The organism is Shewanella insulae (assembly GCF_009831655.1).
Lineage (GTDB): Bacteria > Pseudomonadota > Gammaproteobacteria > Enterobacterales > Shewanellaceae > Shewanella > Shewanella insulae.
This window is the reverse complement of sequence record NZ_WRPA01000001.1, coordinates 387,969-412,449: the sequence shown is the minus strand read 5'-3', so window position 1 is coordinate 412,449 and position 24,481 is coordinate 387,969. Positions and strand designations below refer to the sequence as shown.

General features: G+C 50.7%; 24 protein-coding genes and 2 tRNA genes. 14 read left to right on the top strand and 12 right to left on the bottom strand.

The window, feature by feature from the left end:
- Nucleotides 1-162 precede the first annotated feature (162 nt).
- Both GNT65_RS01820 and GNT65_RS01815 read left to right on the top strand, forming a co-directional pair.
- Nucleotides 163-1,791 (top strand): phosphoethanolamine--lipid A transferase, encoded by a 1,629-nt coding sequence (locus GNT65_RS01820; RefSeq protein WP_160793407.1) that lies wholly within the window; start codon nt 163-165, stop codon nt 1,789-1,791.
- A gap of 149 nt (nt 1,792-1,940) precedes the next feature.
- The gene (locus tag GNT65_RS01815) at nt 1,941-2,969 is read left to right on the top strand and encodes a GGDEF domain-containing protein (RefSeq protein WP_160793406.1); all 1,029 of its coding nucleotides are present in this window, start codon (nt 1,941-1,943) and stop codon (nt 2,967-2,969) included.
- An 18-nt stretch (nt 2,970-2,987) separates the two neighbouring features.
- Here GNT65_RS01815 and GNT65_RS01810 read toward each other — a convergent pair whose 3' ends face one another.
- The gene (locus GNT65_RS01810) at nt 2,988-5,690 is read right to left on the bottom strand and encodes a bifunctional acetate--CoA ligase family protein/GNAT family N-acetyltransferase (RefSeq protein WP_160793405.1); all 2,703 of its coding nucleotides are present in this window, start codon (nt 5,688-5,690) and stop codon (nt 2,988-2,990) included.
- 289 nt (nt 5,691-5,979) lie between these two features.
- On the opposite strand from GNT65_RS01810, the gene GNT65_RS01805 reads away from it, so the two are divergent.
- Entirely contained in the window at nt 5,980-6,393 is a 414-nt protein-coding gene (locus GNT65_RS01805) for a DUF3718 domain-containing protein (protein WP_160793404.1), read from the top strand.
- Nucleotides 6,394-6,473: 80 nt separating this feature from the next.
- Here GNT65_RS01805 and GNT65_RS01800 read toward each other — a convergent pair.
- The 3 genes from GNT65_RS01800 to GNT65_RS01790 all read right to left on the bottom strand — a co-directional run bounded on the left by GNT65_RS01800 (nt 6,474) and on the right by GNT65_RS01790 (nt 8,267).
- Nucleotides 6,474-6,550 (bottom strand) — tRNA-Val (locus tag GNT65_RS01800).
- Nucleotides 6,551-6,570: 20 nt separating this feature from the next.
- Nucleotides 6,571-6,647: transfer RNA gene (locus tag GNT65_RS01795), tRNA-Val, on the bottom strand.
- Nucleotides 6,648-6,893: 246 nt separating this feature from the next.
- The gene (locus tag GNT65_RS01790) at nt 6,894-8,267 is read right to left on the bottom strand and encodes an MATE family efflux transporter (protein ID WP_160793403.1); all 1,374 of its coding nucleotides are present in this window, start codon (nt 8,265-8,267) and stop codon (nt 6,894-6,896) included.
- A gap of 28 nt (nt 8,268-8,295) precedes the next feature.
- On the opposite strand from GNT65_RS01790, the gene GNT65_RS01785 reads away from it, so the two are divergent.
- Entirely contained in the window at nt 8,296-8,907 is a 612-nt protein-coding gene (locus tag GNT65_RS01785; protein ID WP_160793402.1) for a riboflavin synthase subunit alpha, read from the top strand.
- Between the two features lie 124 nt (nt 8,908-9,031).
- On the opposite strand, the gene GNT65_RS01780 is transcribed toward GNT65_RS01785, so the two are convergent.
- The 3 genes from GNT65_RS01780 to GNT65_RS01770 all read right to left on the bottom strand — a co-directional run bounded on the left by GNT65_RS01780 (nt 9,032) and on the right by GNT65_RS01770 (nt 10,353).
- Nucleotides 9,032-9,232: a CPXCG motif-containing cysteine-rich protein gene (locus tag GNT65_RS01780; protein ID WP_160793401.1), complete on the bottom strand. Its 201-nt coding sequence runs from the start codon at nt 9,230-9,232 to the stop codon at nt 9,032-9,034.
- Nucleotides 9,229-9,969 carry an SDR family oxidoreductase gene (locus GNT65_RS01775; RefSeq protein ID WP_338091753.1) on the bottom strand — a complete coding sequence of 247 codons (741 nt, stop codon included), beginning with the start codon at nt 9,967-9,969 and terminating at the stop codon, nt 9,229-9,231. The genes GNT65_RS01780 and GNT65_RS01775 overlap by 4 nt, the downstream gene beginning before the upstream one ends.
- A 120-nt stretch (nt 9,970-10,089) precedes the next feature.
- Nucleotides 10,090-10,353, bottom strand: coding sequence for a hypothetical protein (locus GNT65_RS01770; RefSeq protein WP_160793399.1), 264 nt, complete (start codon nt 10,351-10,353; stop codon nt 10,090-10,092).
- A 302-nt stretch (nt 10,354-10,655) separates the two neighbouring features.
- Between GNT65_RS01770 and thrS the strand changes: the two genes are divergently transcribed.
- The 4 genes from thrS to rplT all read left to right on the top strand — a co-directional run bounded on the left by thrS (nt 10,656) and on the right by rplT (nt 13,790).
- Entirely contained in the window at nt 10,656-12,584 is a 1,929-nt protein-coding gene (gene thrS, locus GNT65_RS01765) for a threonine--tRNA ligase (protein WP_160793398.1), read from the top strand.
- A gap of 3 nt (nt 12,585-12,587) precedes the next feature.
- Complete coding sequence (gene infC, locus GNT65_RS01760) at nt 12,588-13,130, top strand: translation initiation factor IF-3 (protein WP_160793638.1); 543 nt, start codon at nt 12,588-12,590, stop codon at nt 13,128-13,130.
- An 87-nt stretch (nt 13,131-13,217) separates the two neighbouring features.
- Nucleotides 13,218-13,412 (top strand): 50S ribosomal protein L35, encoded by a 195-nt coding sequence (rpmI, locus tag GNT65_RS01755; protein WP_011865828.1) that lies wholly within the window; start codon nt 13,218-13,220, stop codon nt 13,410-13,412.
- A gap of 18 nt (nt 13,413-13,430) precedes the next feature.
- Nucleotides 13,431-13,790, top strand: a complete 360-nt coding sequence (gene rplT / locus GNT65_RS01750) for a 50S ribosomal protein L20 (protein ID WP_011865827.1) — start codon at nt 13,431-13,433, stop codon at nt 13,788-13,790.
- Between the two features lie 129 nt (nt 13,791-13,919).
- Here the strand turns inward: rplT and trxB are convergent, their stop codons facing one another.
- Together trxB and ald are read right to left on the bottom strand one after the other, a co-directional pair.
- Nucleotides 13,920-14,870 carry a thioredoxin-disulfide reductase gene (gene trxB, locus GNT65_RS01745; protein ID WP_160793397.1) on the bottom strand — a complete coding sequence of 317 codons (951 nt, stop codon included), beginning with the start codon at nt 14,868-14,870 and terminating at the stop codon, nt 13,920-13,922.
- A gap of 131 nt (nt 14,871-15,001) precedes the next feature.
- Entirely contained in the window at nt 15,002-16,117 is a 1,116-nt protein-coding gene (gene ald / locus GNT65_RS01740; protein WP_160793396.1) for an alanine dehydrogenase, read from the bottom strand.
- Between the two features lie 179 nt (nt 16,118-16,296).
- Here ald and lrp point away from each other — a divergent pair, with 179 nt between their 5' ends.
- The 6 genes from lrp (at nt 16,297) to serS (ending at nt 23,278) form a co-directional block, all read left to right on the top strand.
- Entirely contained in the window at nt 16,297-16,800 is a 504-nt protein-coding gene (gene lrp / locus GNT65_RS01735) for a leucine-responsive transcriptional regulator Lrp (RefSeq protein ID WP_160793395.1), read from the top strand.
- A gap of 183 nt (nt 16,801-16,983) precedes the next feature.
- A complete protein-coding gene (locus GNT65_RS01730; RefSeq protein ID WP_160793394.1) occupies nt 16,984-19,491 on the top strand; it encodes a DNA translocase FtsK in 2,508 nt (835 codons plus the stop codon).
- A 134-nt stretch (nt 19,492-19,625) separates the two neighbouring features.
- Entirely contained in the window at nt 19,626-20,252 is a 627-nt protein-coding gene (gene lolA, locus GNT65_RS01725) for an outer membrane lipoprotein periplasmic chaperone LolA (protein WP_160793393.1), read from the top strand.
- Nucleotides 20,253-20,273: 21 nt separating this feature from the next.
- Nucleotides 20,274-21,605, top strand: a complete 1,332-nt coding sequence (locus GNT65_RS01720; protein WP_160793392.1) for an AAA family ATPase — start codon at nt 20,274-20,276, stop codon at nt 21,603-21,605.
- Nucleotides 21,598-21,972: a fluoride efflux transporter CrcB gene (gene crcB / locus GNT65_RS01715; RefSeq protein ID WP_011865819.1), complete on the top strand. Its 375-nt coding sequence runs from the start codon at nt 21,598-21,600 to the stop codon at nt 21,970-21,972. The genes GNT65_RS01720 and crcB overlap by 8 nt, the downstream gene beginning before the upstream one ends.
- A gap of 19 nt (nt 21,973-21,991) precedes the next feature.
- Nucleotides 21,992-23,278 (top strand): serine--tRNA ligase, encoded by a 1,287-nt coding sequence (serS, locus tag GNT65_RS01710; RefSeq protein ID WP_160793391.1) that lies wholly within the window; start codon nt 21,992-21,994, stop codon nt 23,276-23,278.
- A 226-nt stretch (nt 23,279-23,504) separates the two neighbouring features.
- Here serS and GNT65_RS01705 read toward each other — a convergent pair whose 3' ends face one another.
- Genes GNT65_RS01705 through tusC form a run of 3 tightly spaced genes read right to left on the bottom strand, consistent with a single transcriptional unit; the run spans nt 23,505 to nt 24,474 of the window.
- Nucleotides 23,505-23,828, bottom strand: a complete 324-nt coding sequence (locus tag GNT65_RS01705) for a TusE/DsrC/DsvC family sulfur relay protein (protein WP_160793637.1) — start codon at nt 23,826-23,828, stop codon at nt 23,505-23,507.
- Nucleotides 23,829-23,836: 8 nt separating this feature from the next.
- On the bottom strand, nt 23,837-24,118 hold the full coding sequence (tusB, locus tag GNT65_RS01700) for a sulfurtransferase complex subunit TusB (RefSeq protein WP_160793390.1): 282 nt from the start codon (nt 24,116-24,118) through the stop codon (nt 23,837-23,839).
- Nucleotides 24,118-24,474, bottom strand: coding sequence for a sulfurtransferase complex subunit TusC (gene tusC / locus GNT65_RS01695; RefSeq protein WP_160793389.1), 357 nt, complete (start codon nt 24,472-24,474; stop codon nt 24,118-24,120). The genes tusB and tusC overlap by 1 nt, the downstream gene beginning before the upstream one ends.
- Nucleotides 24,475-24,481: the final 7 nt, after the last annotated feature.

The following is a 24,481-nucleotide window of genomic DNA, read 5'->3' as shown; positions in this document are numbered from 1 at the left end:
GCGCCGCTTGTTGATTGGTAAACTTTCCGCAACATTTTTGCGCCACTGCGTTCTGAGCTATGACCTCAAAAACAGTGGTTGATGAGAATCTAGGCGTTTTCAATAGCGGCTAGATTTCTCCATCAAAAGTCCATAATCGGTTATAGAAAGAGAGATCACTCAGTGCAGTCACGCGTTAAAAGCCTATCGGTAAATCAGTTCACCTTGATCACCAGCTTATTTTATGTCTTCGTATTTAACATTCCGCTGTTTGGCATAGTAAGACAGGGAATAGAGAAACAGGCCGAGGTTAACTACCTTTTCATTGCCACCATACCCCTGTTTCTTATCTTGGCGTTGAGCTTCATCTTTTCGCTCTTTTCGGTTAAATACCTGCTAAAGCCCTTTTTTATTGTCGTTACCCTGATCTCTTCCAGCGTATTCTTTGCTGCGCTGCAGTATGGCGTAGTGTTCGATTACGGCATGATCGAAAATACGGTGCAGACCAACAGTGCCGAGGCGTTAACCTACCTAAACTGGTCTTCGGTGCTCAACTTTACCCTGACAGGGCTGCTACCAGCTTGGTTGATCTATAAGGCTGATATCGCCTATAAGCCCTTCGTCAGAGAGTTAGCCCATAAGCTCGCCTTCATGGGGACTATGCTTGCAGGCATCGCCGTGATCGGCTTCTTTTATTACCAAAATTACGTCGCCTTTGGCCGCAACAACGATCAGATGAAGCGTTACATAGTGCCGACCTACGCTATCGGCTCTATGATCAAATACGTCAAGGTTAACTATTTCCAGGAGCCGCTGGTATATAAGGTGCAGGGTCAAGACGCCAAGAACCTCACTCAGGATAAGAACGGCAAGCCAAATCTAGTGGTCTTAGTCGTCGGGGAGACCGCCAGGGCGCAGAACTATGAATACTATGGCTATAACAAGCCGACCAACGCCCATACCAAGGCCTATGAGATGATTGCCTTTCGAGACACAGAGTCTTGCGGCACGGCAACCGCGGTGTCTCTACCTTGTATGTTCTCTAGCATGGATAGGGAAGAGTATGATGCACGTCGGGCAAAGGCCCAGGACACCGCCATGGACGTACTCTCCCATGCTGGTATCTCGCTTGAGTGGTTGGATAACGATAGCGGCTGTAAAGGGGTGTGCGATCGAGTGAAGCACATCAATATCGATCTCAACAGCGATCCCGAGCTTTGCGATGGTCACTACTGCTACGATCAGGTATTGCTGAACGAGTTAGATAAGCGCCTTGCCCAAGGTGTTAGCCAAGATACCCTGATCGTGCTGCATATCATAGGCTCCCACGGACCAACATACTACTTACGTTATCCCGAGGCCCATCGCAAGTTTGAGCCCGATTGCCAGCGTAGCGACATTCAAAACTGTAGCGACGAAGAGTTGATCAATACCTATGACAATACCATCTTGTATTCAGATTATATTGTTGCCCAGGTGATCTCGCGTCTTCAAGCACAAGGGGCTAACGCCGATACCGCCATGCTTTACCTATCCGATCATGGTGAATCGCTTGGAGAGAGTGGCATGTACCTTCATGGTGCGCCCTATGCCATCGCGCCAGAAGAGCAGATCAAGATCCCTATGCTAGCCTGGCTCTCCGATGAATTTGCTAAGGAGAATGCTATCGACAAACAGTGTCTGCGTGACCATGCTGCCGGGGGAGGCTTCTCTCACGACAACCTCTTCTCAAGCCTGCTCGGCTTGATGAATGTCTCTACCCAGGTTTATCGCAAGGAGATGGATCTTTTTGCCACCTGCCGGATTAAATAGTGATTTTTAACATAAAAACAACAAAAAGAACTGGTAAGGTCAAATATTTTCGTTATTGTAGGGATTTGCGTCTTCATTCATGCAGTTAGCCAGATGAAGGCGCTTTGCGCGTTACTGTTTCTCTAATAATAACAATGGCGTAAACCTCTATGAATTTGGCTAAACAACTTACCGAAACTGAACTTTCCGCTAAAATTTTACGTCATGCCGTTCCTCGCATGTCTGAACTCAATATTCCCGTTACTCCGGACAATTATGCCGTTTGGTATGAGTACTTTCGGGGCGTTAATCTGGATCTTAAACGGGCCATTGATAGCCTAGTGGCGAGTCGCGCAGCCTTCACCGCCGAGGTTAACGCGGGTCTCTACAACAGCTTTATTCGCGAGCAGTCACCGGAGGTGATCGAGAATGTGCAGATAGAGACGCAGATCCTGATCAACAATTTCATGACCCGCCTATCTGAGGTCACCGAGGGGACGGCGCAATTTAACCTAAGCCTCACCAGCTTTCAGCAAGACCTAAGCAGGGAACCCGACCCTCAAACCCTAGAGCAGCTGATCGATACCTTGGCAGAAGAGGTGTCTCAGGTGGTGAGCAGCAATCGCGATATGGAAGCGAATCTTAAAACGATGAATCAGGAGGTCGCGGCGTTAAAGGCTGAGATGCAGGAGCTTAATATCGCCGTGATGACAGATCAGCTCACCTCCCTGAGCAACCGCCGCGCCTTCGACGAGGAAGTGCTCGGCCACATACAAGGCTTCAGGCGCAGCCAACGCCAGAGCAGTTTGTTGCTGATTGATATCGATAACTTCAAACAGTTTAACGACACTCATGGGCACCTAGTGGGTGATAAGGTGCTTGCCTATATCGCCTTGGCCTTAAAACAGGGGGTGAGAGGCGATGACTTCGTAGCGCGCTACGGCGGTGAGGAGTTTGTGATCTTGCTTCCTGATACCGAACATTCGGGGGCCATGGTGGTGGCAGAGCAGCTGCGCGCCCGCATTGCCGAGCGCCATTTGAGTATAGGTAAAGATAATAAGCTTTCCCTGGGGGCGATCACCGTCTCCATAGGGGTTGCGACGTTACGCCATGACGACGATAGAGAATCTTATCTGATCCGCGCCGATGAGGCCTTATACAGGGCCAAGTCGGCCGGGCGAAACTGCGTTAAAGACTAAATGTTAACAATATAGGATTTACTCTTGTTTCGGCTTGAGTGGCATATCCATCTTGATCAGGTGCTCTTCCATATCGAAGGTGACGCTGAAGCCCAATTTCTTCGCCAGGCTTGCCATGTTGCGGTTTTCAAACATGGTAAAGCCGGTGAGCAGCTCAGTGTCATTGGCCTTGTAATAGGCGATCAATTTCTCCAGTAGCAGCTTACCTATGCCGATCCCCTGATGATCGCTGCGCACCGCCATGGCGAACTCGGCCTCAGTGTTGTCGGGATCGATGGAGGCTCTGACGGCACCCAGGGTGATGTCATCGTCATCCTCGCCTTTAGTCGTGGCGATAAAGGCCATCTCTCTGGCGTAATCAATCTGGGTAAGCACCGCCATCTCTTCATGGGTCATCTTAGAGCGCACTCCGAAGTAACGTTTATATCTGTCCTCGTCGGAGAGGGAATTGTCGAAGGCCAGGTGTTTGGGCTCATCTTCCGGCAGTATCGGTCTTAGCATGATCTCAAGGCCGTTCTTCAATACCGCGTGCTCCTCAAGCTCCTTAGGATAGGGACAGATGGCCAGACGGTTAGGGTTGTCCTGGGCATTAGGGTTGAGCTGTATATTGACATCTAGCAGGGTGATCTGCTCGCCGGCGCATAACACGGGATTAAGATCTAACCCCGCAATCTCGGGGCAATCTATGATCAGATGTGAGATCTGAGTCAGCATGACACACAGGGCGTTCATGTCTAACCCAAGGGGAAGATGCCTGTCTTTTAGCTTGTGGGTCTTCAGCGCCTGGATCACCATGTAGCGGGCCAGCGTCATGTTCAGTGGCGGCAGGGCTACCGCGGCATCTGTGGTGGGTTGCCACTCGGAGCCGCCTTCGCCGAGCAGAATAGCCGGGCCGAACACGGGATCATGGGTAACGGCGACACGGATCTCTTGAGTGCCTGCGGTAAGCGCCATCTTCTGCACTATGAGCCCCTGTATATCGGCATCCTGATTGAGCGAGTGTACCCGTCCGACCATGGCATCGGCGGCCTGCAACACCTCCTGATGAGAGGTGAGGTTAAGCATGACGCCGTGGACATCGGATTTGTGATGAATATCCGGCGACTGCACCTTAAGGGCAACGGGATAGCCTATATGCTCGGCGATTTCGGCGGCGCGCTCGGCGCTGGCGGCAAAGTGTGTCTCTATGGTGTTAAGCCCATAGGCCTTAAGGATGGCACTTGCCTCGTGGGTCTCGATCACCTGCTTGTTATCGGCGATAGCGCGTTGCAGCAATGAGCGAGCGAGCTGCGCATCAGTCGGAATGTTGTCAGGGATAGATTGCGGCACTTCCTGCAGCAATTTTTGGTTACGCCTGTATTCCACCATATGCATGAAGGCGCCTACGGCGCCCTCAGGGGTGCGATAGGTGGGCACCCCGGCTCGGTTAAAGTGTTTACGGGCCTGGTAGGCCGAGTCTTCACCGCTCCAGTTGGTGAGCACATTGACCTTGTGGCGCCTTGGATGTTTGGAGACGAGCTCTACTATGCTGTCGGCGATCTCTATGCTGTCACCGAGCGCCGAGGGAGAGTGTAGCACCAAGATGGCATCGGCCACATCGGCATTCATCAGGATATCCAGGCTCTGGGTGTAACGCTTGGCATCGGCGTCGCCGCCGATATCAACAGGGTTTTGCCCAGACCAGGTATCGGGCAACAGGGCATTGAGCTTATCGAAGGTATCATCGTCCAAGGTGGCAGGCTTACCACCACCCAGAATAAGTTGATCTAAACCCAGTACGGCAGGGCCGCCGCCATTACTAAGAATAGCCAAACGCTCGCCTTGCAGGGGCGCCGAGTGAGCCAGGGTTTCAACCGCGGCAAACAGCTCCACCAGGTCGTTGACCCTCAACATACCTGCACGCCTGAACGCTGCCTCGTAGACCGCATCGTTACCCACTTCGCCGCCTGTATGGAGTTTAGCGGCTGTGGTGCCCTCCAGGCTGCGCCCGGATTTGATCACTAAGATGGGTTTATTGCGCGCGGCAGCGCGGGCGGCGGAGAGGAAATGGCGTTTCTCGTTGACCGAGTCTATGTAGAGCATGATGGCGGTGGTGCGAGAATCTCGTCCGAGAAAGTCCAGCAGCTCGTCGAAATCGATATCGGTCGCATCCCCCAGGGAGATGAAGGAAGAGAAGCCTATTCCCTTGTTGTTGGCCCAATCGAGCACTGTGGTGCAGATGGCGGCAGATTGTGACACGAAGGCGATTTTGCCGGGCAGGGCGCTGGTGTGTGCCAGGCTGGCATTGAGCCCAAGGTTAGGCAGCATCATCCCCAAACTGTTGGGGCCGAGTATTCGCATGCCGTAACGCTTAGCATGGGCGCGGGTCAGCGTAAGTAGGTTTTGCCCCTCTTCATCGAGCTGATTCGCCATGCCTGACGCATTGATGATAGCTACTTTGCAGCCAAATTGGGCCAGCCGCTCGACGATGGCCGGAACGCGGCTGGCCGCGGTGCAGATGATGGCAAGATCCGGCTTTAGTGGCAGGGCTTCGATATTGGGATAGGCTAGGACTCCCATTACGGCATCGTACTTAGGGGTCACTGGCATGATAGGCCCGGAAAACCCGCTTGATAGCAGGTTGCGCATTACTACATTGCCGGCACGCTTGGCGCCATTGGAGGCGCCTATGATGGCTACCGACTTAGGTTTAAATAGGGTGTGTAATGTACGCTGGCTCATTCCCGGCTCCTGTTGTCACTCGCCAAGGGACAGTGTAACTCAGTTGCACTTTTTTTCTCTAGGATTTTAGTAGGATAAGCCCTATCCAAACGTTAGCTCTCGGTCACTACACAGCTTGCAACATTTTGACATCAGGGGTTAACAACCTTGCTGACACTTTTAGGCTTTACTTGAGATGGGCTGATTTGGAGAGGCTGTTCTTTTTGCGTCAATATAGGCGTCGCCTCGCCTAATCAGTAACATCCTAACGTCACAGTGCCGTGTTCCTTAACGGCTCAAGGAGTTTAACATGAAAACAGGGGCGTTTTTTTCTATCGGTATGGCCGTTACGGCCTTAGGTTTGGTGCTGAGTGCCCAAGCGATAGCAGGCGATCTAACCAAGGAGACTCGCTATCAGTTTGTCGCTAAGGATAGCAGTGCGGAAACCAAGATCTGTATCGCGGCGGGTAGTGATAACAGTTCGGCGTTAAAGCGTAAACTGGTTAACTATGACCATAACATGCGTTTCGGGGTCAACAGTATTTCCTGTAATGGCCTGAGTTTGGCGCAGTTTGCCCACCAGTATCAGGCATTGCAAAGCTTTCAGTTTCTCGAACGTCACTCTTCAATCGCCAATCGAGTGAAGACCAAGGTGAGCATTATCGATCTTGCCCAGAAGAGTGAGTCTGGCGCCCCCATTATAGTGATGGTAAGCGCGAAGTGACGCGATAGTAACGGCTAGTTAGGTAGAAAGCAGGCACAAAAAAACCAGCTTTCGCTGGCCTAAGTATCGTTTTTACAAGATGGTACAACCGAGTGGATTCGAACCACCGACCCCCACCATGTCAAGGTGGTGCTCTAACCAACTGAGCTACGGTTGTACTGCTATTGCTTGTAAAAATGGTACAACCGAGTGGATTCGAACCACCGACCCCCACCATGTCAAGGTGGTGCTCTAACCAACTGAGCTACGGTTGTACTGCTTTACGCTTGATGACCTGTCGGCCATCGAACGAGCGCTATATTACGAGGGATGGACGGTGAGTTGCAAGCAAAAAATCTTAAATTTTCAATTAAGCGGCGATTTGCTGCACAACTTGAACTTTTTAACGTCAAAGCGCTGTTATATTCGACAAAAGTTTTCATGACAGGCTAAGGCAAGGTGATGATTATTGGTTTAAACATCACCTTGTCAGATTATGTTACTGCACTAGCATTGTGTGATTAATGGGCGGCTCTAGCCAGAAGTGCCGTGGCCTTTGGGTGCTTCTGAATATGCCTGAGCCTCAGGGCGAACAGCATAGCTGCGCTGGTCAGGCCGGCAATGAGGCCTATCCAGAAGCCGTGGGCGCCCATGGCGGGTAGCAATAAATCGGTTTCGGCAAGCAGATAACCGAGCACCATGCCGATCGCCCAATAGGATATCAGGGTGATATAGAAGGCACTTCGCGTATCGTGATAACCACGCAGGGCGCCGGCAGTAACGACCTGAACCGAATCAGACAGCTGATACAGGGCGGCAAGGAACATCAGGCTGCTGGCCAAGGCGACGACTTCTGGATTTTGGTTATAGAGTAGCGCGATCTGAGTGCGAAATACCACGGTGAATATTGCTGTGCAAGCCGCCAGGCTAAAGGCGATAACCAGGCCGACCTTGGTCACCAGTTTTGCCACTTCCGCCTTATCTTGTCCTAGGTAGTAGCCTACCCGTATTGATACTGCTATGCCTATCGAGAGGGGGAGCATAAAGACGATGGATGAAAAGTTTAGTGCGATCTGATGGCCCGCCACGACGTCGGCGCCTAAGGGGGCCAGCAAGAGCGCTATGATGGCAAACAGGCTTACCTCGAAAAACAGTGCCATGGCGATGGGCATACCATGCTTGGTCATCTTTAGCATGATAGTCAGATCCGGCAGGTGAAAGGCACCAAAGGGGGTCATGGCGGCGAAACGTCGATGTAACTGCATATAGATAGCCATCGAAATCAGCATGGCCCAAAACACCAAGGCCGTCGCGATGCCACAGCCCGCACCACCTAGTGCTGGCGCGCCTAGATGACCATAGATAAAGATATAGTTGGCCGGAATGTTGACCGCGAGGCCGACAAAACCTATCACCATAGTCGGTAGTGTGTATGAAATGCCCTCGCTGCAGCCACGTAATACCTGATAGAGCACGAAGGCGGGGACGCCCCAGGCAAACCCGTGCAGGTAACCTATGCTTAGCTCTGCCAATTCGGGGGAGAGTTCCATCAATTTAAAGATCTGGGGCGCAAAAAGCAGAAAGGTTATCACTAAAGCCGCGCCGATTATGGCAATATAGGCAGCCTGATAGGCCATGGGCCTGATGGCACCTTGATTATCTGCGCCATGATGACTGGCAAATACGGGGGTAAAGGCGACGAGCAACCCCTGTACAAAAAGTAGCGCGGGCAACCATAAGCTACCGCCAATGGCTACCGCGGCCATATCGAGTGCACTGACGCGACCGGCCATGACGGTATCGATAAAGCCCATCATGGTTTGGGTGACCTGAGCGATCAGTACTGGCAACGCGAGATGGACGAGCTTTTTGGCTTGAAAGCCGAATTGATTCATGAAAACGCCTTAATACAGAGAGTAAAAAATGTTCACAGGTATTGTTCAAGCCACATGTGAAGTGGTGGCTATTCATAAAAAAGATGGTCTCAATACAATCGAAATTGCGATGCCGTCACACCTGAAGGAAAACTTGCAACGAGGTGCAAGTGTCGCCAATAACGGTGTCTGTCTAACCGTTACCGAGATGGCAGATGATAGGGTGTTTTTCGATGTAATGGAAGAGACATTGAGGGTCACCAATCTGGCCGGTCTGTCAGCGGGTAGCAAGGTTAATATTGAGCGCTCTCTGACCTATGGCAGCGAGATAGGTGGACATGTGCTTTCTGGTCATGTGCATACCCAGGCTGCTGTGGCAGAAGTCAGTCACACGGCATCTCATTTCGACATTCGCCTGGAAGTTGAGCCTAGATGGATGAATTACATTCTCTATAAGGGCTTTGTTGGCGTGAATGGTTGTAGTCTGACTGTTGGGGAGGTGAGTGAGTCTGGCTTTATGCTACATCTGATCCCAGAAACTCTGGCGCTCACTAATTTAGACGAGGTCGCTGTTGGCACCATGCTCAATATCGAGATAGACAGTCAGACACAGGCCATAGTTGACACGGTAGAGCGGGTATTGGCCAAGCGCTTGGGCTAATGGCCGGGATTGTTGGTCGAGGTCTAGATTAAGGTTGGTCAGATGCGGCTAACCTTAATCTGTTTCAGGAGTTAAACAGATACAGCACCATGGCTGTTTGTGTCCGAGAATTGCGTTGTTTGAGCTAATAGAATTGCTCATCGTCTGAGTCGACATAGACCTCAATTTTCTGTCGAGAATCGTCGATATGCGTCCTAAAGTGGATCGGATTACAACAGACACGGCAATCGTCATAGTAGTCCTGATCGCCACAACTCATATCGAGATTGATGTGTTGATGGTGCCCACAGTGGGGACAACAGATCACTTTATCAAAAATTTTCATCCGTCGGCTCCTGTATATCCGGTTGCGCTGCGTCCGCCATCGATGGCGATAACCTGCCCATTGAGGTAAGAGCTGTCCAGTATAAAGCTCACCGCATCGGCGATATCTTTAGTCTTGCCGGGGCGCTCGAGTGGGATAGCCCGGGTGACTCGCTCTATCGCATCCTGATCGCTTTGGGCGGGCCAAAGTATCGCGCCCGGTGATATGCCGTTAACTCTTACCTTAGGCGCTAGCTCTTGTGCCAATGCTTGAGTCGCCATCTTTAATCCGGCCTTAGATATTGAGTATAGTCCATGGTGTTTTAGGGGGCGGTCGCCATGAATATCCACTAGGTTGATGACGCTACCTTGGTTGTTCGCCAGATTGTCGCCAAGTCTTGTAGCCAAGTGATAGGGGGCCAACAGGTTAAGGTTTAGGAGCTGCTGACAGGTTTGCCAATCACTTGCTTTATTGTCTGGGACAAACAAGGAGGCGTTGTTAATCAATGCACTCAGTGGGAGTCGATGGGTGCTAATGTGTTGAACTAGGCTTTCTACACCCCGTTCGGTTGAAAGATCCGCCTGTAGTGTCTGACAGGAGCCTTCTCGCATCTGGTTTAGCTTATCGGCCAGAGCCATTGCCTCTGCCTTAGAGCCCTTGTAGTGCAGTAGCAGATTAACGTCTCTCTTGTGCAGGGTTAATGCGATTGCCTCGCCTATGCGTTTGGCGCCGCCGGTTACCAAAGCCCACTTGTTCATTGTCATTCCAATAGTTTTTATCCATGTGGGATAATCTTGGATGACTTTATATTGTTAGGCAACGGCTTTCAGTAGCGATTCGGTTTATCGCCTAAGCAGTGGCTATCAAATAAGTCGTAGCTATTGATTCTGGCTGGCGAGTAATGCCTGCTGAGGGTCTTGCTGAGCCAGATCTGAGTGTAAGGCCTTGAGCTGTTTATCCAGCTCGCTAGCGATCTCCACTTTCAATTGCTCTAGATTCGCAGAGGTTATAGCAACTGACCCTTCCATTGTTTGCTGGCTTGTTTGGGCTGCGGAGCTTGCTAACATTGCGGCGCCCCGCGTGCCGTCATTTGGATAGAGAGGCTGATAGATAAGTGCGGTCAATAAAATGAGTTTCATCATAGTCGGGCTCCTTAACGATTTAGCCATAACGATATGGCGGCTAGAGTAGGGGGAGTAAATGACTCTTCGATGACATCCAGATGGATAAATGATGACAATGGCAGGGAGACAATGAGGATTGCGATGTTTTAGTGCAATGGACACCGCTAATCCTTGCGATTTGCCTGTTGCGGCCCTAGAATGGCTAGCCTGCGCTGAGGTAGGCTAAAACTCCTGTAATGTTTTGCGCTTCAGTTGCTTAAATTTTTCTCAATATGACCAAGTGGCCCTACGTAGGGGTCACCACTGGATAAGGATTATACATGCCTGTAATTACACTTCCCGATGGCAGCAAGCGTGAGTTTGCAAACGCCGTATCAACCCTAGACGTCGCCGCTGACATAGGTCCTGGTCTTGCAAAAGCCTGTATCGCTGGCCGCGTTAATGGCGAGCTGAAAGATGCTTGCGACCTGATCGAGACGGATGCTGAGCTCGCTATCATCACCGCAAAAGACGATGAAGGGTTAGAGATCTTACGTCACTCATGTGCTCACCTCTTGGGTCACGCCATTAAGCAGATGTGGCCTGAAACCAAGATGGCTATCGGCCCGGTGATCGATAACGGTTTTTACTATGACGTGGATATTGACCACAAGCTGACCGAGGAAGATGTAGCCGAGCTAGAGAAGCGCATGCTTGCACTGGCTAAGACTAACTATGATGTAGTGAAGCGCGTCGTAAGCTGGCAAGAAGCCCGCGATACCTTTGAGTCGCGTGGCGAGAGCTACAAGATGGCTATCTTGGATGAGAACATCAGTAAAGACGACAAGCCTGCGCTTTATCATCACGAAGAATATACCGACATGTGTCGTGGTCCCCACGTGCCTAACATGAAGTTCTGTCATCACTTTAAGTTGATGAGTGTTGCCGGCGCCTACTGGCGTGGTAACTCAGACAACAAGATGCTGCAGCGTATCTATGGCACGGCCTGGGCTGACAAGAAGGCCCTTAAGGCACACCTGACACGTCTCGAAGAAGCCGCTAAGCGTGACCATCGTAAGATAGGTAAGCAGCTCGACCTTTATCATATGCAGGAAGAAGCGCCTGGTATGGTGTTCTGGCACAACGACGGTTGGAGCCTGTTCCTTGAACTCGAGAAGTTTATTCGTCAGAAGCTGGGTCAGTACACCTATCAAGAGGTGAAAGGCCCCTTGATGATGGACCGCGTATTGTGGGAACGCAGTGGCCACTGGGATAAGTATTCCGAGGCTATGTTCACTACTCATTCTGAAAACCGTGAGTACGCGGTTAAGCCGATGAACTGCCCGGGTCACGTGCAGATCTTCAACCAAGGCCTCAAGTCATACCGCGACCTGCCACTGCGCATGGCAGAGTTTGGCTGCTGTCACCGTAACGAACCATCGGGTTCTCTCCATGGTTTGATGCGAGTCCGTGGCTTTACCCAAGACGATGCCCATATCTTCTGTACCGAAGAGCAGGTTCAGCAAGAGGTGAGCGGCTGCATCAAGATGGTATACGATACCTACGCGACCTTTGGCTTCCATGACATCGTGGTGAAGCTTTCTACCCGCCCAGAGAAGCGTATCGGCGACGATGCCATGTGGGACAGGGCAGAGCAGGCACTGATGGAAGCCCTTAAGGCTAACGACATCGAGTATGAAATTTTACCCGGTGAAGGTGCCTTCTATGGTCCTAAGATCGAATTCACCTTGCATGACTGTCTCGACCGCGCATGGCAGTGTGGTACGGTGCAGCTAGATTATGCATTGCCTGGACGTCTTGGCGCGACTTATGTCGCCGAAGATAACAGTCGTCAAACACCTGTGATGATTCATCGTGCTATCTTGGGGTCACTGGAACGTTTCCTGGGTATCCTGATTGAGGAATATGCAGGTAAGTTCCCAACCTGGTTGGCACCGGTTCAGGCAGTCGTGATGAATATCACCGATAAACAGTCTGAATATGTTGACGAAGTGGTCAAATTATTTAAAGATCAGGGGATTCGTGCCTCGAAAGACTTGAGGAATGAAAAGATTGGCTTTAAAATACGCGAACACACCCTAAGGCGTGTTCCCTATCTGTTGGTCGTGGGTGATCAAGAGATGGAAAATAGGGAAGTCGCGGTGCGAACCAGAGATGGTGTTGACCTAGGCAAGATCCAAATCGATCAATTTGCTGCCATGGTTAAAGAACAGATTTCGCTCCGTAGTCTAAATTTGTTGGAGGAATAGGTCATAAAGATCAAGAAAGCAGACGTGCGTAAAGCAGCGGCGAATAGAATTAACGAGCTCATTGTTGGTGTATCTGAAGTACGCCTAAATGGACTAGACGGAGAAACTATCGGCATTGTAAGTCTTCGCGAAGCGCAAGAACTTGCAGATGAAGCTGGCGTAGATCTCGTAGAGATCAGCCCTAACGCTGAGCCGCCTGTATGTCGCATAATGGACTACGGAAAGTATCTTTTTGATAAGGCTAAGGCCCAAAAAGAGCAAAAGAAGAAGCAGAAACAGATACAGGTGAAGGAAGTTAAATTCCGTCCCGGTACTGACGAAAATGACTATCAGGTAAAACTACGCAACCTGAAGCGTTTTCTAGAAGACGGCGACAAGGCGAAAGTAACGCTGCGTTTCCGTGGTCGCGAGATGGCTCACCAGAGTCTTGGTATGAATCTTTTGAATCGTATTAAAGATGACCTGGCTGAGATAGCAATCGTGGAGGCTTTTCCAAAAATGGAAGGTCGCCAGGCTGTGATGGTACTCGCGCCGAAAAAGAAATAGTAAGGCAAATATAAAAGTAGCAGAGACCTCTCTGAGGGCCTCTGCTCGCCTTGCGTTTTATTAATTTCCCAATGCGGAGTTTTAGCAATGCCTAAAATGAAAACAGACAAGGGTGTACAAAAGCGTTTTAAGAAAACCGCTAACGGTTTTAAGCGCAAGCAAGCCCATTTACGTCATATTTTGACCAAGAAGAGCACTAAGCGTAAACGTCACTTACGTGCTAAATGTTTAGTTGCGAAGTCTGATGTGCCAGCAATTGCACGTCAACTACCATACGCTTAATTAGAGGAGTAAAGAACAATGCCTAGAGTTAAGCGTGGTGTAACCGCTCGTGCTCGTCACAAGAAAGTACTGAAACTAGCCAAAGGTTATTACGGAGCTCGCTCACGTACTTACCGTGTTGCTAAGCAAGCAGTAACCAAAGCTGGCCAATATGCTTACCGTGACCGTCGTCAAAAGAAACGTCAATTCCGTCAACTGTGGATTGCACGTATCAATGCGGCTTCTCGTCAAAATGGTCTGTCTTACAGCCGTTTCATCAACGGTCTGAAAAAGGCGTCTATCGAAATCGATCGTAAGATTTTGGCAGACATCGCTGTATTCGACAAAGTGGTTTTCGCCACTCTAGTTGAAAAGGCAAAAGAAGCTCTAGCTAAGTAATTAGTGAGCTTTGCTTTGAAAGGGACCCCTGGGTCCCTTTTTTTGTCCCCGATCATCTCAAATTTATTTGACTGATCTTAAAAACAAAAAAAGCAGGCACTCGGCCTGCTTTTTTAAAATCACAAACGCTTATTGTGCGTCTAAGAAACGCTCTGCGTCCAGGGCCGCCATACAACCTGTGCCGGCAGAGGTGATCGCCTGACGGTAATGTTGGTCCATCACGTCGCCCGCGGCGAACACACCAGGAATGCTGGTTTCAGTGGCATTGCCGTTTAGGCCGCTTTGCACCTTGATGTAGCCGTTGTTCATCTCTAGCTGACCTTCAAACATCTGAGTGTTTGGCTTGTGGCCGATGGCGACGAATACGCCCATGACATCAAACTCTGTGATGGCGCCATCTTTGGTGCTCTTAATCTTCACGCCAGTCACACCCATGTTGTCGCCAACGACTTCATCTAGGGTGCTGTCCAGATGTAGTATTATGTTGCCGTTCTCAACCTTGTCCATCAGACGCTTGGTCAGGATCTTCTCAGAGCGGAAGGCGTCGCGGCGATGGATCAGGTGTACTTCTGAAGCGATGTTACTCAGATAAAGCGCTTCTTCAACGGCTGTGTTGCCGCCACCGATCACGGCAACCTTCTGGTTACGGTAGAAGAAACCATCACAGGTGGCACATGCCGATACACCTTTGCCCTTGAAGGCATCTTCCGACTCCAGGCCCAGGTACATGGCCGATGCGCCGGTAGAGATGATCAAGGCATCACAAGTATATTCACCGCTGTCGCCTTTCAGTTGGAAAGGACGTTCCTGCAGGTTCACTTCGTTAATGTGGTCGAAGATGATCTCTGTCTCAAATTTCTCGGCATGCTTCTGCATACGCTCCATCAAAGCCGGACCCGTTAGGTCTTCGGCGTCGCCCGGCCAGTTTTCGACTTCAGTTGTGGTGGTCAGCTGACCACCTTGCTGCATACCCGTGATCATTACAGGCTTTAGGTTTGCTCTGGCAGCATAAACAGCGGCGGTGTACCCAGCAGGGCCCGAACCCAAAATTAATAAGTTACAGTGTCTAGCTTGGCTCATCTTTTTCTCCGTGCCTTTAGCGAATTGCAGCGATTGTAGGGAATTTCCCCTAAGGGGTAAAGGCAATCTTTTAGATTGTCCTAATCGAAAAAGGGAGCCATTGGCTCCCTTTGTTTACACCCTGTGAGTGATTAAGCGAGCAGTACGCTTGGATCGACAAACTCAAAGTTGAGGGCTTCGGCAACTTCTTTGCAAGTTACCTTGCCATGCATCACGTTCAAGCCGTTTAGCAGGTGCTTGTCTTGACGTAATGCTTCGCGATAGCCCAGGTCTGCCAACTTGATGATGTAGGGCAGGGTGGCATTGTTCAGTGCAAAGGTAGAAGTACGGGCCACTGCACCAGGCATGTTTGCCACACAGTAGTGTACTACGTCGTCAACGATGTAGGTTGGGTCTTGGTGAGTCGTAGCGTGAGAGGTCTCGACACAACCGCCTTGGTCGATGGCGACGTCAACGATAGCGCTGCCTGGCTTCATACGCTTAATGAGCTCTTTGGTCACTAGCTTAGGTGCTGCAGCGCCAGGAACCAGTACACCACCGATCACTAGGTCGGCTTCCAGTACGTGTTTTTCGATAGCGTCGGCCGTTGAATAGATCGCCTTTACGCGGTTGTCGAACTGAACGTTTAGACGACGTAGTGCATCGATGCTGCGATCTAGGATAACAACGTCGGCGCCAAGACCTACGGCCATTTGCGCAGCGTTAGTACCTACCATGCCACCGCCGATGATAACGACTTTTGCAGGCTCAACACCGGGTACGCCACCGAGTAGCATGCCACGGCCACCCTTAGATTTCTCTAGTGCCATGGCACCAGCTTGGATAGACATACGACCGGCAACTTCAGACATTGGCGCGAGTAGGGGAAGACCACCACGGTTATCGGTCACAGTCTCATAGGCGATACAGACGGCACCGCTTTTAACGAGATCTTCAGTTTGTGGCAGATCCGGGGCAAGATGAAGATAAGTGAACAGCAACTGATCTTCACGCAACATGGCGCGCTCGACCGCTTGAGGCTCTTTAACCTTAACGATCATTTCTGCTTTCGCAAACACTTCAGCAGCAGTGTCTAAGATTGATGCGCCAACATCGACATAGTCCTGGTCGCTAAAACCGATCCCAACACCAGCACTTTTCTCTACAAATACTTCATGACCTTTTAGGGTCAATTCGCGGACACTTGACGGCACCATACCAACACGATATTCGTGGTTTTTGATTTCTTTAGGTACACCAATTATCATCTTCGAGCCTCAAATTGAATAAAAACCCATTTATTCTGGGTTGAATTGTTATTTTATAGGTCCTGAACGTGATTGTTTCAGGGAAATCTAGTATAGTATCACTTCGGCAGTTAATGCTGCTGAACTTTAGACATACGTAGCAGTAAATGTTGTTTTAGTGATAAAGCAAGGTTATAAATATGGTTAATAATAAAAAGAGTCCTATAAAAGACTTAGATCGGATCGATCGTAACATCCTTAACGAGTTGCAAATGGACGGCCGCATTTCGAATGTTGAGTTGTCAAAGCGTGTAGGGCTGAGCCCCACTCCCTGTTTAGAGAGAGTTAAAAGACTCGAAAAGCAAGGTTACATCAATGGATATACTGCGCTAGTAAATCCCCATTACCTTGGGGCATCATTACTTGTGTTCGTAGAAATCACGCTAAATCGCGATACTGCAGAAGTATTTGATAAGTTTAATCGTGCCGTACAGCTGCTTGATGATATTCAGGAATGTCATCTGGTTTCTGGCGACTTCGACTATTTATTGAAGACCCGTGTTTCTGACATGTCTGCCTATCGTCGCTTGTTAGGTGAAACTCTACTGAAGTTGCCCGCTGTTTCTGATACTCGTACCTACGTTGTGATGGAAGAAGTCAAGCAGACTAATAGAGTTGCAATCAATGTAACGGCTGAGTCTTAAAAACGATTTATGTCGTAAAAAAGGGGCCATTCAGGCTCCTTTTTTTTCACCTCGAATAGTTTTTCACCAATGACCAGCTTTTACTTCGCTATTGTGCTGTATAGGCAGGTAAAACGCTGCATAGCGCGAATTATTTTGATATCTTAGGCTCATCTTTTTCGTTTTTGCTTTGTGGGTTGTCTTTTGTCTCAGGGAAATAGCGTCAAAACACTCAGCGGTCTGCAGCGTCTGCTCGAAGGCGGACTCATCATCTGCTGTATGGTCGCCACCTATATACTGCTTGCGCTTAGTAGCTTTCATTCGTCTGATCCGGGATGGAGTCAGTCTAATTTTGAAGGTGAGATTAAAAATGTAACCGGTGCGGTGGGAGCCTGGCTCGCCGACGTGCTCTTCTATTTCTTCGGATATACCGCTTATCTTATTCCTATCATAGTCGCAGTGACGGGGTGGCTGTTGTTCAAGCGTATCCATCGTCTGTTGGAGATCGATTACTTTTCGGTGGGCCTAAGGCTGATCGGCTTCTTGTTGATCACCTTTAGTCTGGCATCCCTGGCCAGCATGAATGCCAATGACATATACGAATTTTCAGCCGGTGGCGTCTCCGGTGATGTGATAGCCGATGCCATGCTGCCCTATTTTAATCAGCTAGGCACCACTTTGCTGCTGCTCTGTTTCGTAGGGGCTGGTTTTACCTTGCTTACCGGAATCAGCTGGCTAACCGTGGTCGAGGTAATAGGCTTTGGCACCATCTGGTGTTTCAAACAGCTTAAGCATGTCCCTGAGAAGTTCTCCAGCGCGCCTGAAACCGACGACACTAAGGGCTTTATGTCTGTATTTGACAGATTTAAGGAATCTCGCCGTCAAAAGGCCTTGGCTAGGGCTGAAGAGGACGCATACGAAGATGAGGATGATGACTGCTATGAAGATGAGGCTGAATCGGCCTCTTCTTCTCGCGGGCGGGCCAAGGAGCCAAGCTTCAGCCTGCCAACGGCAGCGCCCGTTGCTGCCGAGCCAGAAGCACAAGAGCCTGCTCTGAGTTTTAGTGCTCAGGAGGATGAAGTCTCAATCGACTTTGATACCAAGCAATCGACTGGCGCCGTACTGCCTAAGAAACAGAAAGCTGAGCAGGCTAAGATTGTCGATGGCATAGTGGTGCTACCGGGCGGTGAAGAGGCACAGCCGAAGAAGCCGGTGACTCCGCTGCCGGATATTTCACTGCTCGACGTGCCAAACCGTAAGACAAACCCTATCAGCCAGGAGGAGCTTGATCAGGTTGCCCGTCTGGTCGAGGTTAAACTGGCGGACTTTAATATTGTTGCCAAGGTAGTGGGTGTCTTCCCAGGCCCCGTGGTGACCCGTTTCGAATTGGAGCTAGCACCTGGGGTGAAAGCCTCTAAGATCACCAACCTGTCTAAAGACTTGGCGCGCTCACTGCTAGCCGAGAGCGTTCGTGTGGTCGAGGTGATACCGGGTAAGGCCTATGTGGGTCTGGAGATCCCCAACAAGTTCCGCGAAACCGTATTTATGCGCGACGTGCTGGGTAGCGAAGCCTTCGAGCATAGCAAGTCGCACCTCAGCATGGTGCTGGGTCAGGATATCTCAGGCGAGCCCGTTGTGGTTGACCTTGGCAAGATGCCACACCTCCTGGTTGCCGGTACCACAGGTTCGGGTAAGTCTGTTGGGGTTAACGTGATGATAACCAGCTTGCTATATAAGTCTGGGCCCGACGATGTACGCTTCATCATGATAGACCCTAAGATGTTGGAACTCTCTGTATATGAAGGCATTCCACACCTACTCTGTGAGGTGGTGACCGATATGAAGGAAGCTGCCAACTCCCTACGCTGGTGTGTGGGCGAGATGGAGCGTCGTTATAAGCTGATGTCGGCCCTCGGGGTTCGTAACCTTAAGGGTTATAACGCCAAGATCAAGGAAGCCAAGGAGCGCGGTGAGGTGATAACAGATCCCCTATGGCGTTCACAAGACAGCATGGAAGAGCAGGCGCCAGAGTTAGATAAGCTGCCGTCTATCGTGGTGGTGGTCGATGAGTTCGCCGACATGATGATGATCGTGGGTAAGAAGGTGGAAGAGTTGATCGCCCGCATTGCCCAGAAGGCGCGTGCGGCTGGTATTCACCTTATCTTGGCGACCCAGCGTCCGTCGGTCGATGTGATTACGGGTCTGATTAAGGCCAACATCCCGACCCGTATGGCGTTTCAGGTATCTTCTCGTATCGATTCGCGTACCATCTTAGATCAGCAGGGGGCAGAGACCCTGCTCGGTATGGGTGACATGCTCTATCTGCCACCGGGCACCAGTGTGCCTATCCGTGTCCATGGCGCCTTTATAGATGACCATGAAGTTCATGCCGTGGTAGCCGACTGGCATAGCCGAGGCAAGCCACAATATATTGATGAGATACTACAAGGTTCGGCCGAAGGCGAGCAGGTGCTTTTACCTGGTGAAGCCGCCGAGAATGATGAAGAGATGGATTCTCTCTACGATGAGGCCGTGGCCTTCGTTACCGAGACTCGCCGTGGTTCTATCTCCAGCGTGCAGCGTAAGTTTAAGATTGGCTATAACCGCGCGGCTCGCATCATAGAACAGATGGAGATGCAGGGGGTCGTGAGCTCTCAAGGTCATAATGGTAACCGTGAGGTGTTAGCGCCTCCACCGCCGAAAGATTATTAAGCTCTCGTTAATCATTATCGTGACAAACTCGTGTAACACTCTCGTATTAAGCGTTGAGCGTTAAAAGTCCCGAGATATGAAGTGGACAGTAAAGCAAGTTAATAGCGAGCGCTTTTAAAATGAAAGGATTTGCAATGTTAAAGCCCTTATCTCAATTAGTCTGTGCCTTTCCTTTGGTGATGGCTACATCAAGCTACGCCGATGACGCCGCAGCCTTAAAGGATGCACTGGCCCAGCTAGACAACCTTAAGGCCAATTTTAGCCAGCAGGTGACCGATGTTAATAACAAGGTGATCCAGCAGGGCACGGGCACCTTTGTCTTGGCGGTGCCCAATCAATTTTACTGGCATCTGACCGAGCCCGATGAGTCGCTTATCGTTGCCGATGGCACGGATGTATGGATCTATAATCCGTTCGCCGAAGAGGTATCTGTGTTGGATTTCAATCAAGCCATAGATGCTTCGCCGATTGCTCTCTTGGTTCACCGCGACGAAGCAACCTGGAAGGCCTATCAGGTCAGACAACAAGATGATTGTTATCAGATCACCCCAAAGGCCGTCGATGCCAGTGTGACCGGGGTCGAGGTCTGCTTTAAGGATAAGCAACTCGAGGTGATGAAGCTGACAGACCAGCAGGGTAACCTCAGCGTCTTTAACCTGTCAGCCCAAGCGCCTTTGATGGACGCCGATGCTAACCTGTTTCAATTTACCGTTCCCGAAGGCGTCGATATCGACGATCAGCGCCTTAAGGCTTTGGATTAAATCATTGGATTAAAGCCAATAGTGTCTAGCTTAAGTTTCGATTTCGCTCCCGATTTTCGTCCGCTCGCCGCAAGAATGCGGCCGGAAACCCTGGCGCAGTATATAGGCCAAGATCATCTGTTAGGTGAGGGCAAGCCCCTGCGTCAAGCCCTCGAGGCTGGCAGAGCCCACTCCATGATGTTTTGGGGACCACCGGGCACTGGCAAGACAACGCTTGCCGAGCTGGTTGCTCATCATGCCAATGCTCATGTCGAGCGGATCTCTGCAGTCACCTCAGGGGTCAAAGAGATCCGCGCCGCCATCGAGCACGCCAAGAGTGTGGCCCAGTCCCGTGGGCAGCGGACCTTGCTGTTTGTCGACGAGGTGCACAGGTTCAACAAGAGTCAGCAAGATGCCTTCTTGCCCTTTATCGAAGATGGCACTGTGATTTTTATCGGTGCCACCACGGAAAACCCTTCGTTTGAGATCAATAACGCGCTGCTGTCCCGCGCCAGAGTCTATCTGATCAAGCGCCTGGAAGACGCGGAGATCATCAAGATAATCCGTCAGGCGCTGGAAGATGAGCAGCGCGGCCTGGGTAAGCGCCAGCTGAAGATGCCAGATGAGGTGGCGAGCCAACTCGCCAGTCTCTGTGACGGTGATGCCCGTAAGGCATTAAACCTTATCGAACTGATGAGCGATATGTTGCCAGACGGCGGCGAGTTTAATCCTTCGATGCTCATCGAGGTCGCCGGCCAGCAACTGGCCGGGTTCGATAAAAATGGCGATCAATATTACGACCTCATCTCTGCGGTGCATAAGTCGATTCGCGGCTCTGCGCCGGATGCGGCGCTCTACTGGTATTGCCGCATGCTCGAGGGCGGCTGCGATCCGCTTTATGTGGCTCGCCGCCTGCTCGCCATCGCTTCGGAAGATATAGGTAACGCCGATCCTGTGGCCATGTCGGTGGCGGTCAATGCCTGGGAATGTTTCCATAGGGTGGGGCCGGCCGAAGGGGAGCGAGCGATCGCCCAGGCCGTGGTCTATCTCGCCTGCGCCCCCAAGAGTAACGCAGTCTATACCGCCTTCAAGGCGGCGCGTCAGTTGGCCCGGGAAACCGGCAGTCAGCCGGTGCCGAACCATCTGCGTAATGCGCCGACTCAATTGATGGCCGATATCGGCCTTGGTGAAGGTTATCGCTACGCCCATGACGAACCCAATCATTATGCCAGCGGTGAGTGCTATTTCCCCGAGCCGCTAGCAGGCACGCAGTTTTATTACCCCAGCGAGCATGGTTTCGAGAAGCGTATCAAGACCAAGCTGGCCACCTTGGCAGAAATGGACAGGGCAAGTGAGGTGAAACGCTATGAATAATCTCATTTTTGTGGCCTTGGGTGGTTCCATCGGCGCCGTATTTCGTTATCTTATTTCAATATTCATGATTCAGGTGTTTGGCTCTTCTTTTCCTTTTGGTACACTCATGGTCAATGTGATCGGCTCCTTCCTGATGGGCGTGATCTATGCCCTAGGTGAGGCGAGTCAGGTCAGTCCTGAAATCAAAGCATTAGTAGGTGTTGGGTTATTAGGAGCACTTACGACGTTTTCAACTTTTTCGAACGAAACCCTGCTATTGATGCAGCAGGGCGCCTGGTTGAAAGCATTTACAAATATCGCTCTGAACCTATGTCTATGTTTATTCATGGTCTATTTAGGACAGCAGTTGGTTTTTTCTCGCATTTAACTATTAAGAAACTAAAAACATGTTAGATCCCAAATTTTTACGTACTGAATTAGAAGCGACCGCCGAGCGTCTCGCCACCCGTGGTTTTATCCTGGATGTGGATCGTCTCAGCAAATTAGAGGAAAAGCGTAAGTCACTACAGGTGGCTACAGAAGAGCTGCAAGCGTCCCGTAATGCAATCTCCAAATCTATCGGTCAGGCTAAGGCAAAGGGTGAAGATGTTGCGCCTATCATGGCCAAGGTCGGCGATCTCGGCGCCGAGCTGGACAGCAAGAAGGCCGAACTCGGCCAGCTGCTGGAAGAGCTTAACGCTATCGCCATGAGTGTACCTAACCTGCCGGACGAGTCGGCGCCTATTGGCGCAGATGAAAACGAAAATGTTGAGATCCGCCGCTGGGGTGAGCCTAAGCAATTTGATTTTGAAGTCAAAGATCATGTTGACCTGGGCGAGCAACACGCAGGTTTAGACTTCAAGAGCGCCGTTAAGATCACCGGCTCGCGTTTCATCGTGATGAAGGGGCAGATCGCTCGCATGCATCGTGCGCTCGCTCAGTTCATGCTGGATCTACACACCACAGAGCATGGTTACACTGAAACCTATGTTCCACTGCTGGTTAACGAAGACAGTTTATTGGGTACGGGTCAGCTGCCTAAGTTTGGTGAAGATCTGTTTCACACTAAGCCGGCGACCGAAGAGGGGCAGGGTCTTAGCCTGATCCCAACAGCCGAGGTGCCGCTGACTAACCTGGCTCGCGATACCATTATCGATGAAGACGAGCTGCCGATTAAGATGACGGCTCATACGGCTTGTTTCCGCAGCGAAGCGGGCTCTTATGGCCGTGATACTCGTGGTCTGATCCGTCAGCACCAATTTGACAAGGTCGAGTTGGTTCAGCTGGTGAAGCCGGAAGATTCTATGGCGGCACTCGAGAGCCTGACTCTGCACGCCGAAACCGTGCTGCAACGCCTAGGCCTGCCATATCGCACCGTAGTGCTCTGCACAGGTGACATGGGCTTTGGCGCGGCGAAGACCTTCGACATCGAAGTCTGGCTGCCTGCGCAGAACACCTACCGTGAGATCTCATCTTGCAGCAACATGCAGGACTTCCAGGCCCGTCGCATGCAGGCGCGCTACAAGGCTAAGTCAGCTAAGAAGCCGTCACTATTGCACACACTGAACGGTTCGGGTCTGGCCGTTGGTCGTACCTTAGTGGCCGTGCTGGAAAACTATCAGAATGCCGATGGCTCTATTACTGTCCCCGAGGCGCTGCGTTCATACATGGGCGGCCTGACACAAATAGGCTAACGCGATAGAGAGATAGTGTGAAACATGGATAACGGTGGGCGCTATTTTCAGTGGCTGACCTATGTCGTCATTATCTGTATCTTTTTCGCAGTAATGTTAGCAACATTTGGTAAAGCGATTATGTTAGTGATGAAAAATCTCTAACCACAAAAAAAACCTTCGCAACTGCGAAGGTTTTTTTATCACTAAACGAAAGCTAATAGATTGGCCTAAACAGACTAAAGGACTAGATGCACTTGGCAGGTTTAGGCAGTCCCGCGATCTTGGTGGCCTGTTTTGCCGGGCCCAAGGGGAATAGGGTATAGAGATACTTTGAATTGCCTTTTTCGGGGCCAAGTTTCTGCCCTATGGCCTTGACCAGCACACGAATGGCAGGGCTTGTCTTAAACTCCATATAGAAATCGCGCACGAAATGCACCACTTCCCAGTGTGCGGGCGTCAGCGTTATCTCTTCTTCTGTCGCGATAAGCTCTGCCAGTTCTTCATTCCAGTCATCGACATTTTTAAGGTAGCCCTGGGGATCTGTGGGGATTTGGGCATTGCCGTACATAATAAAATTTACCAAGTGATCACCTTAGCGTGAGTTAATGTGTATTGGACAAATTCGGCCTGGCTAAGCTGCTGATATTGACCTAACCGGGTTTGTAAGCCTCTGGCGACCACATCTTGCTCGAGTAGGCAGACTTGTGTGTCGCTCAAGGTGGCTTGCCATTTGCGCTGCAACAGGCTGTTGATGCCATCGCCCATCAACAAGAGCGTGTCTTGGGGTTGAATATAACGAAGGCTGGTAGCTAGGGCATTATCCTGGGCCGCGGAGTATTGAACGATATGCAGTATCATCAGTAGACAAAGACCTCATCGGCTTGGGTTAGCAACTCAGCTATCTCGGCCGGGGTTTTCACTTCCAGCGGGATGGCCAGTGCTGATTCCTCCAGTTGATAGTCAGCCAGACTCTGATGACAGGCATAGACGCACTCGATATCGTACAGGGGGAGAGCCTTGAAGGCAGCTAGGAAATCTTTGGCCCCTATTGCTTCCGGCGTCTGTTGTGGCACTAGGTTGAGTACGCCTTCATCGGCGAAGATCAGGCTGATCTCTTGCTCGAAAGTGGCGCTGAGCAGCGCAAAATCTAATCCTTCTCTGCCCTTTGCACTGCCATGGGGCGCGTGCCTGAAGATAATGGCAATCTTTTTCATCATTTTT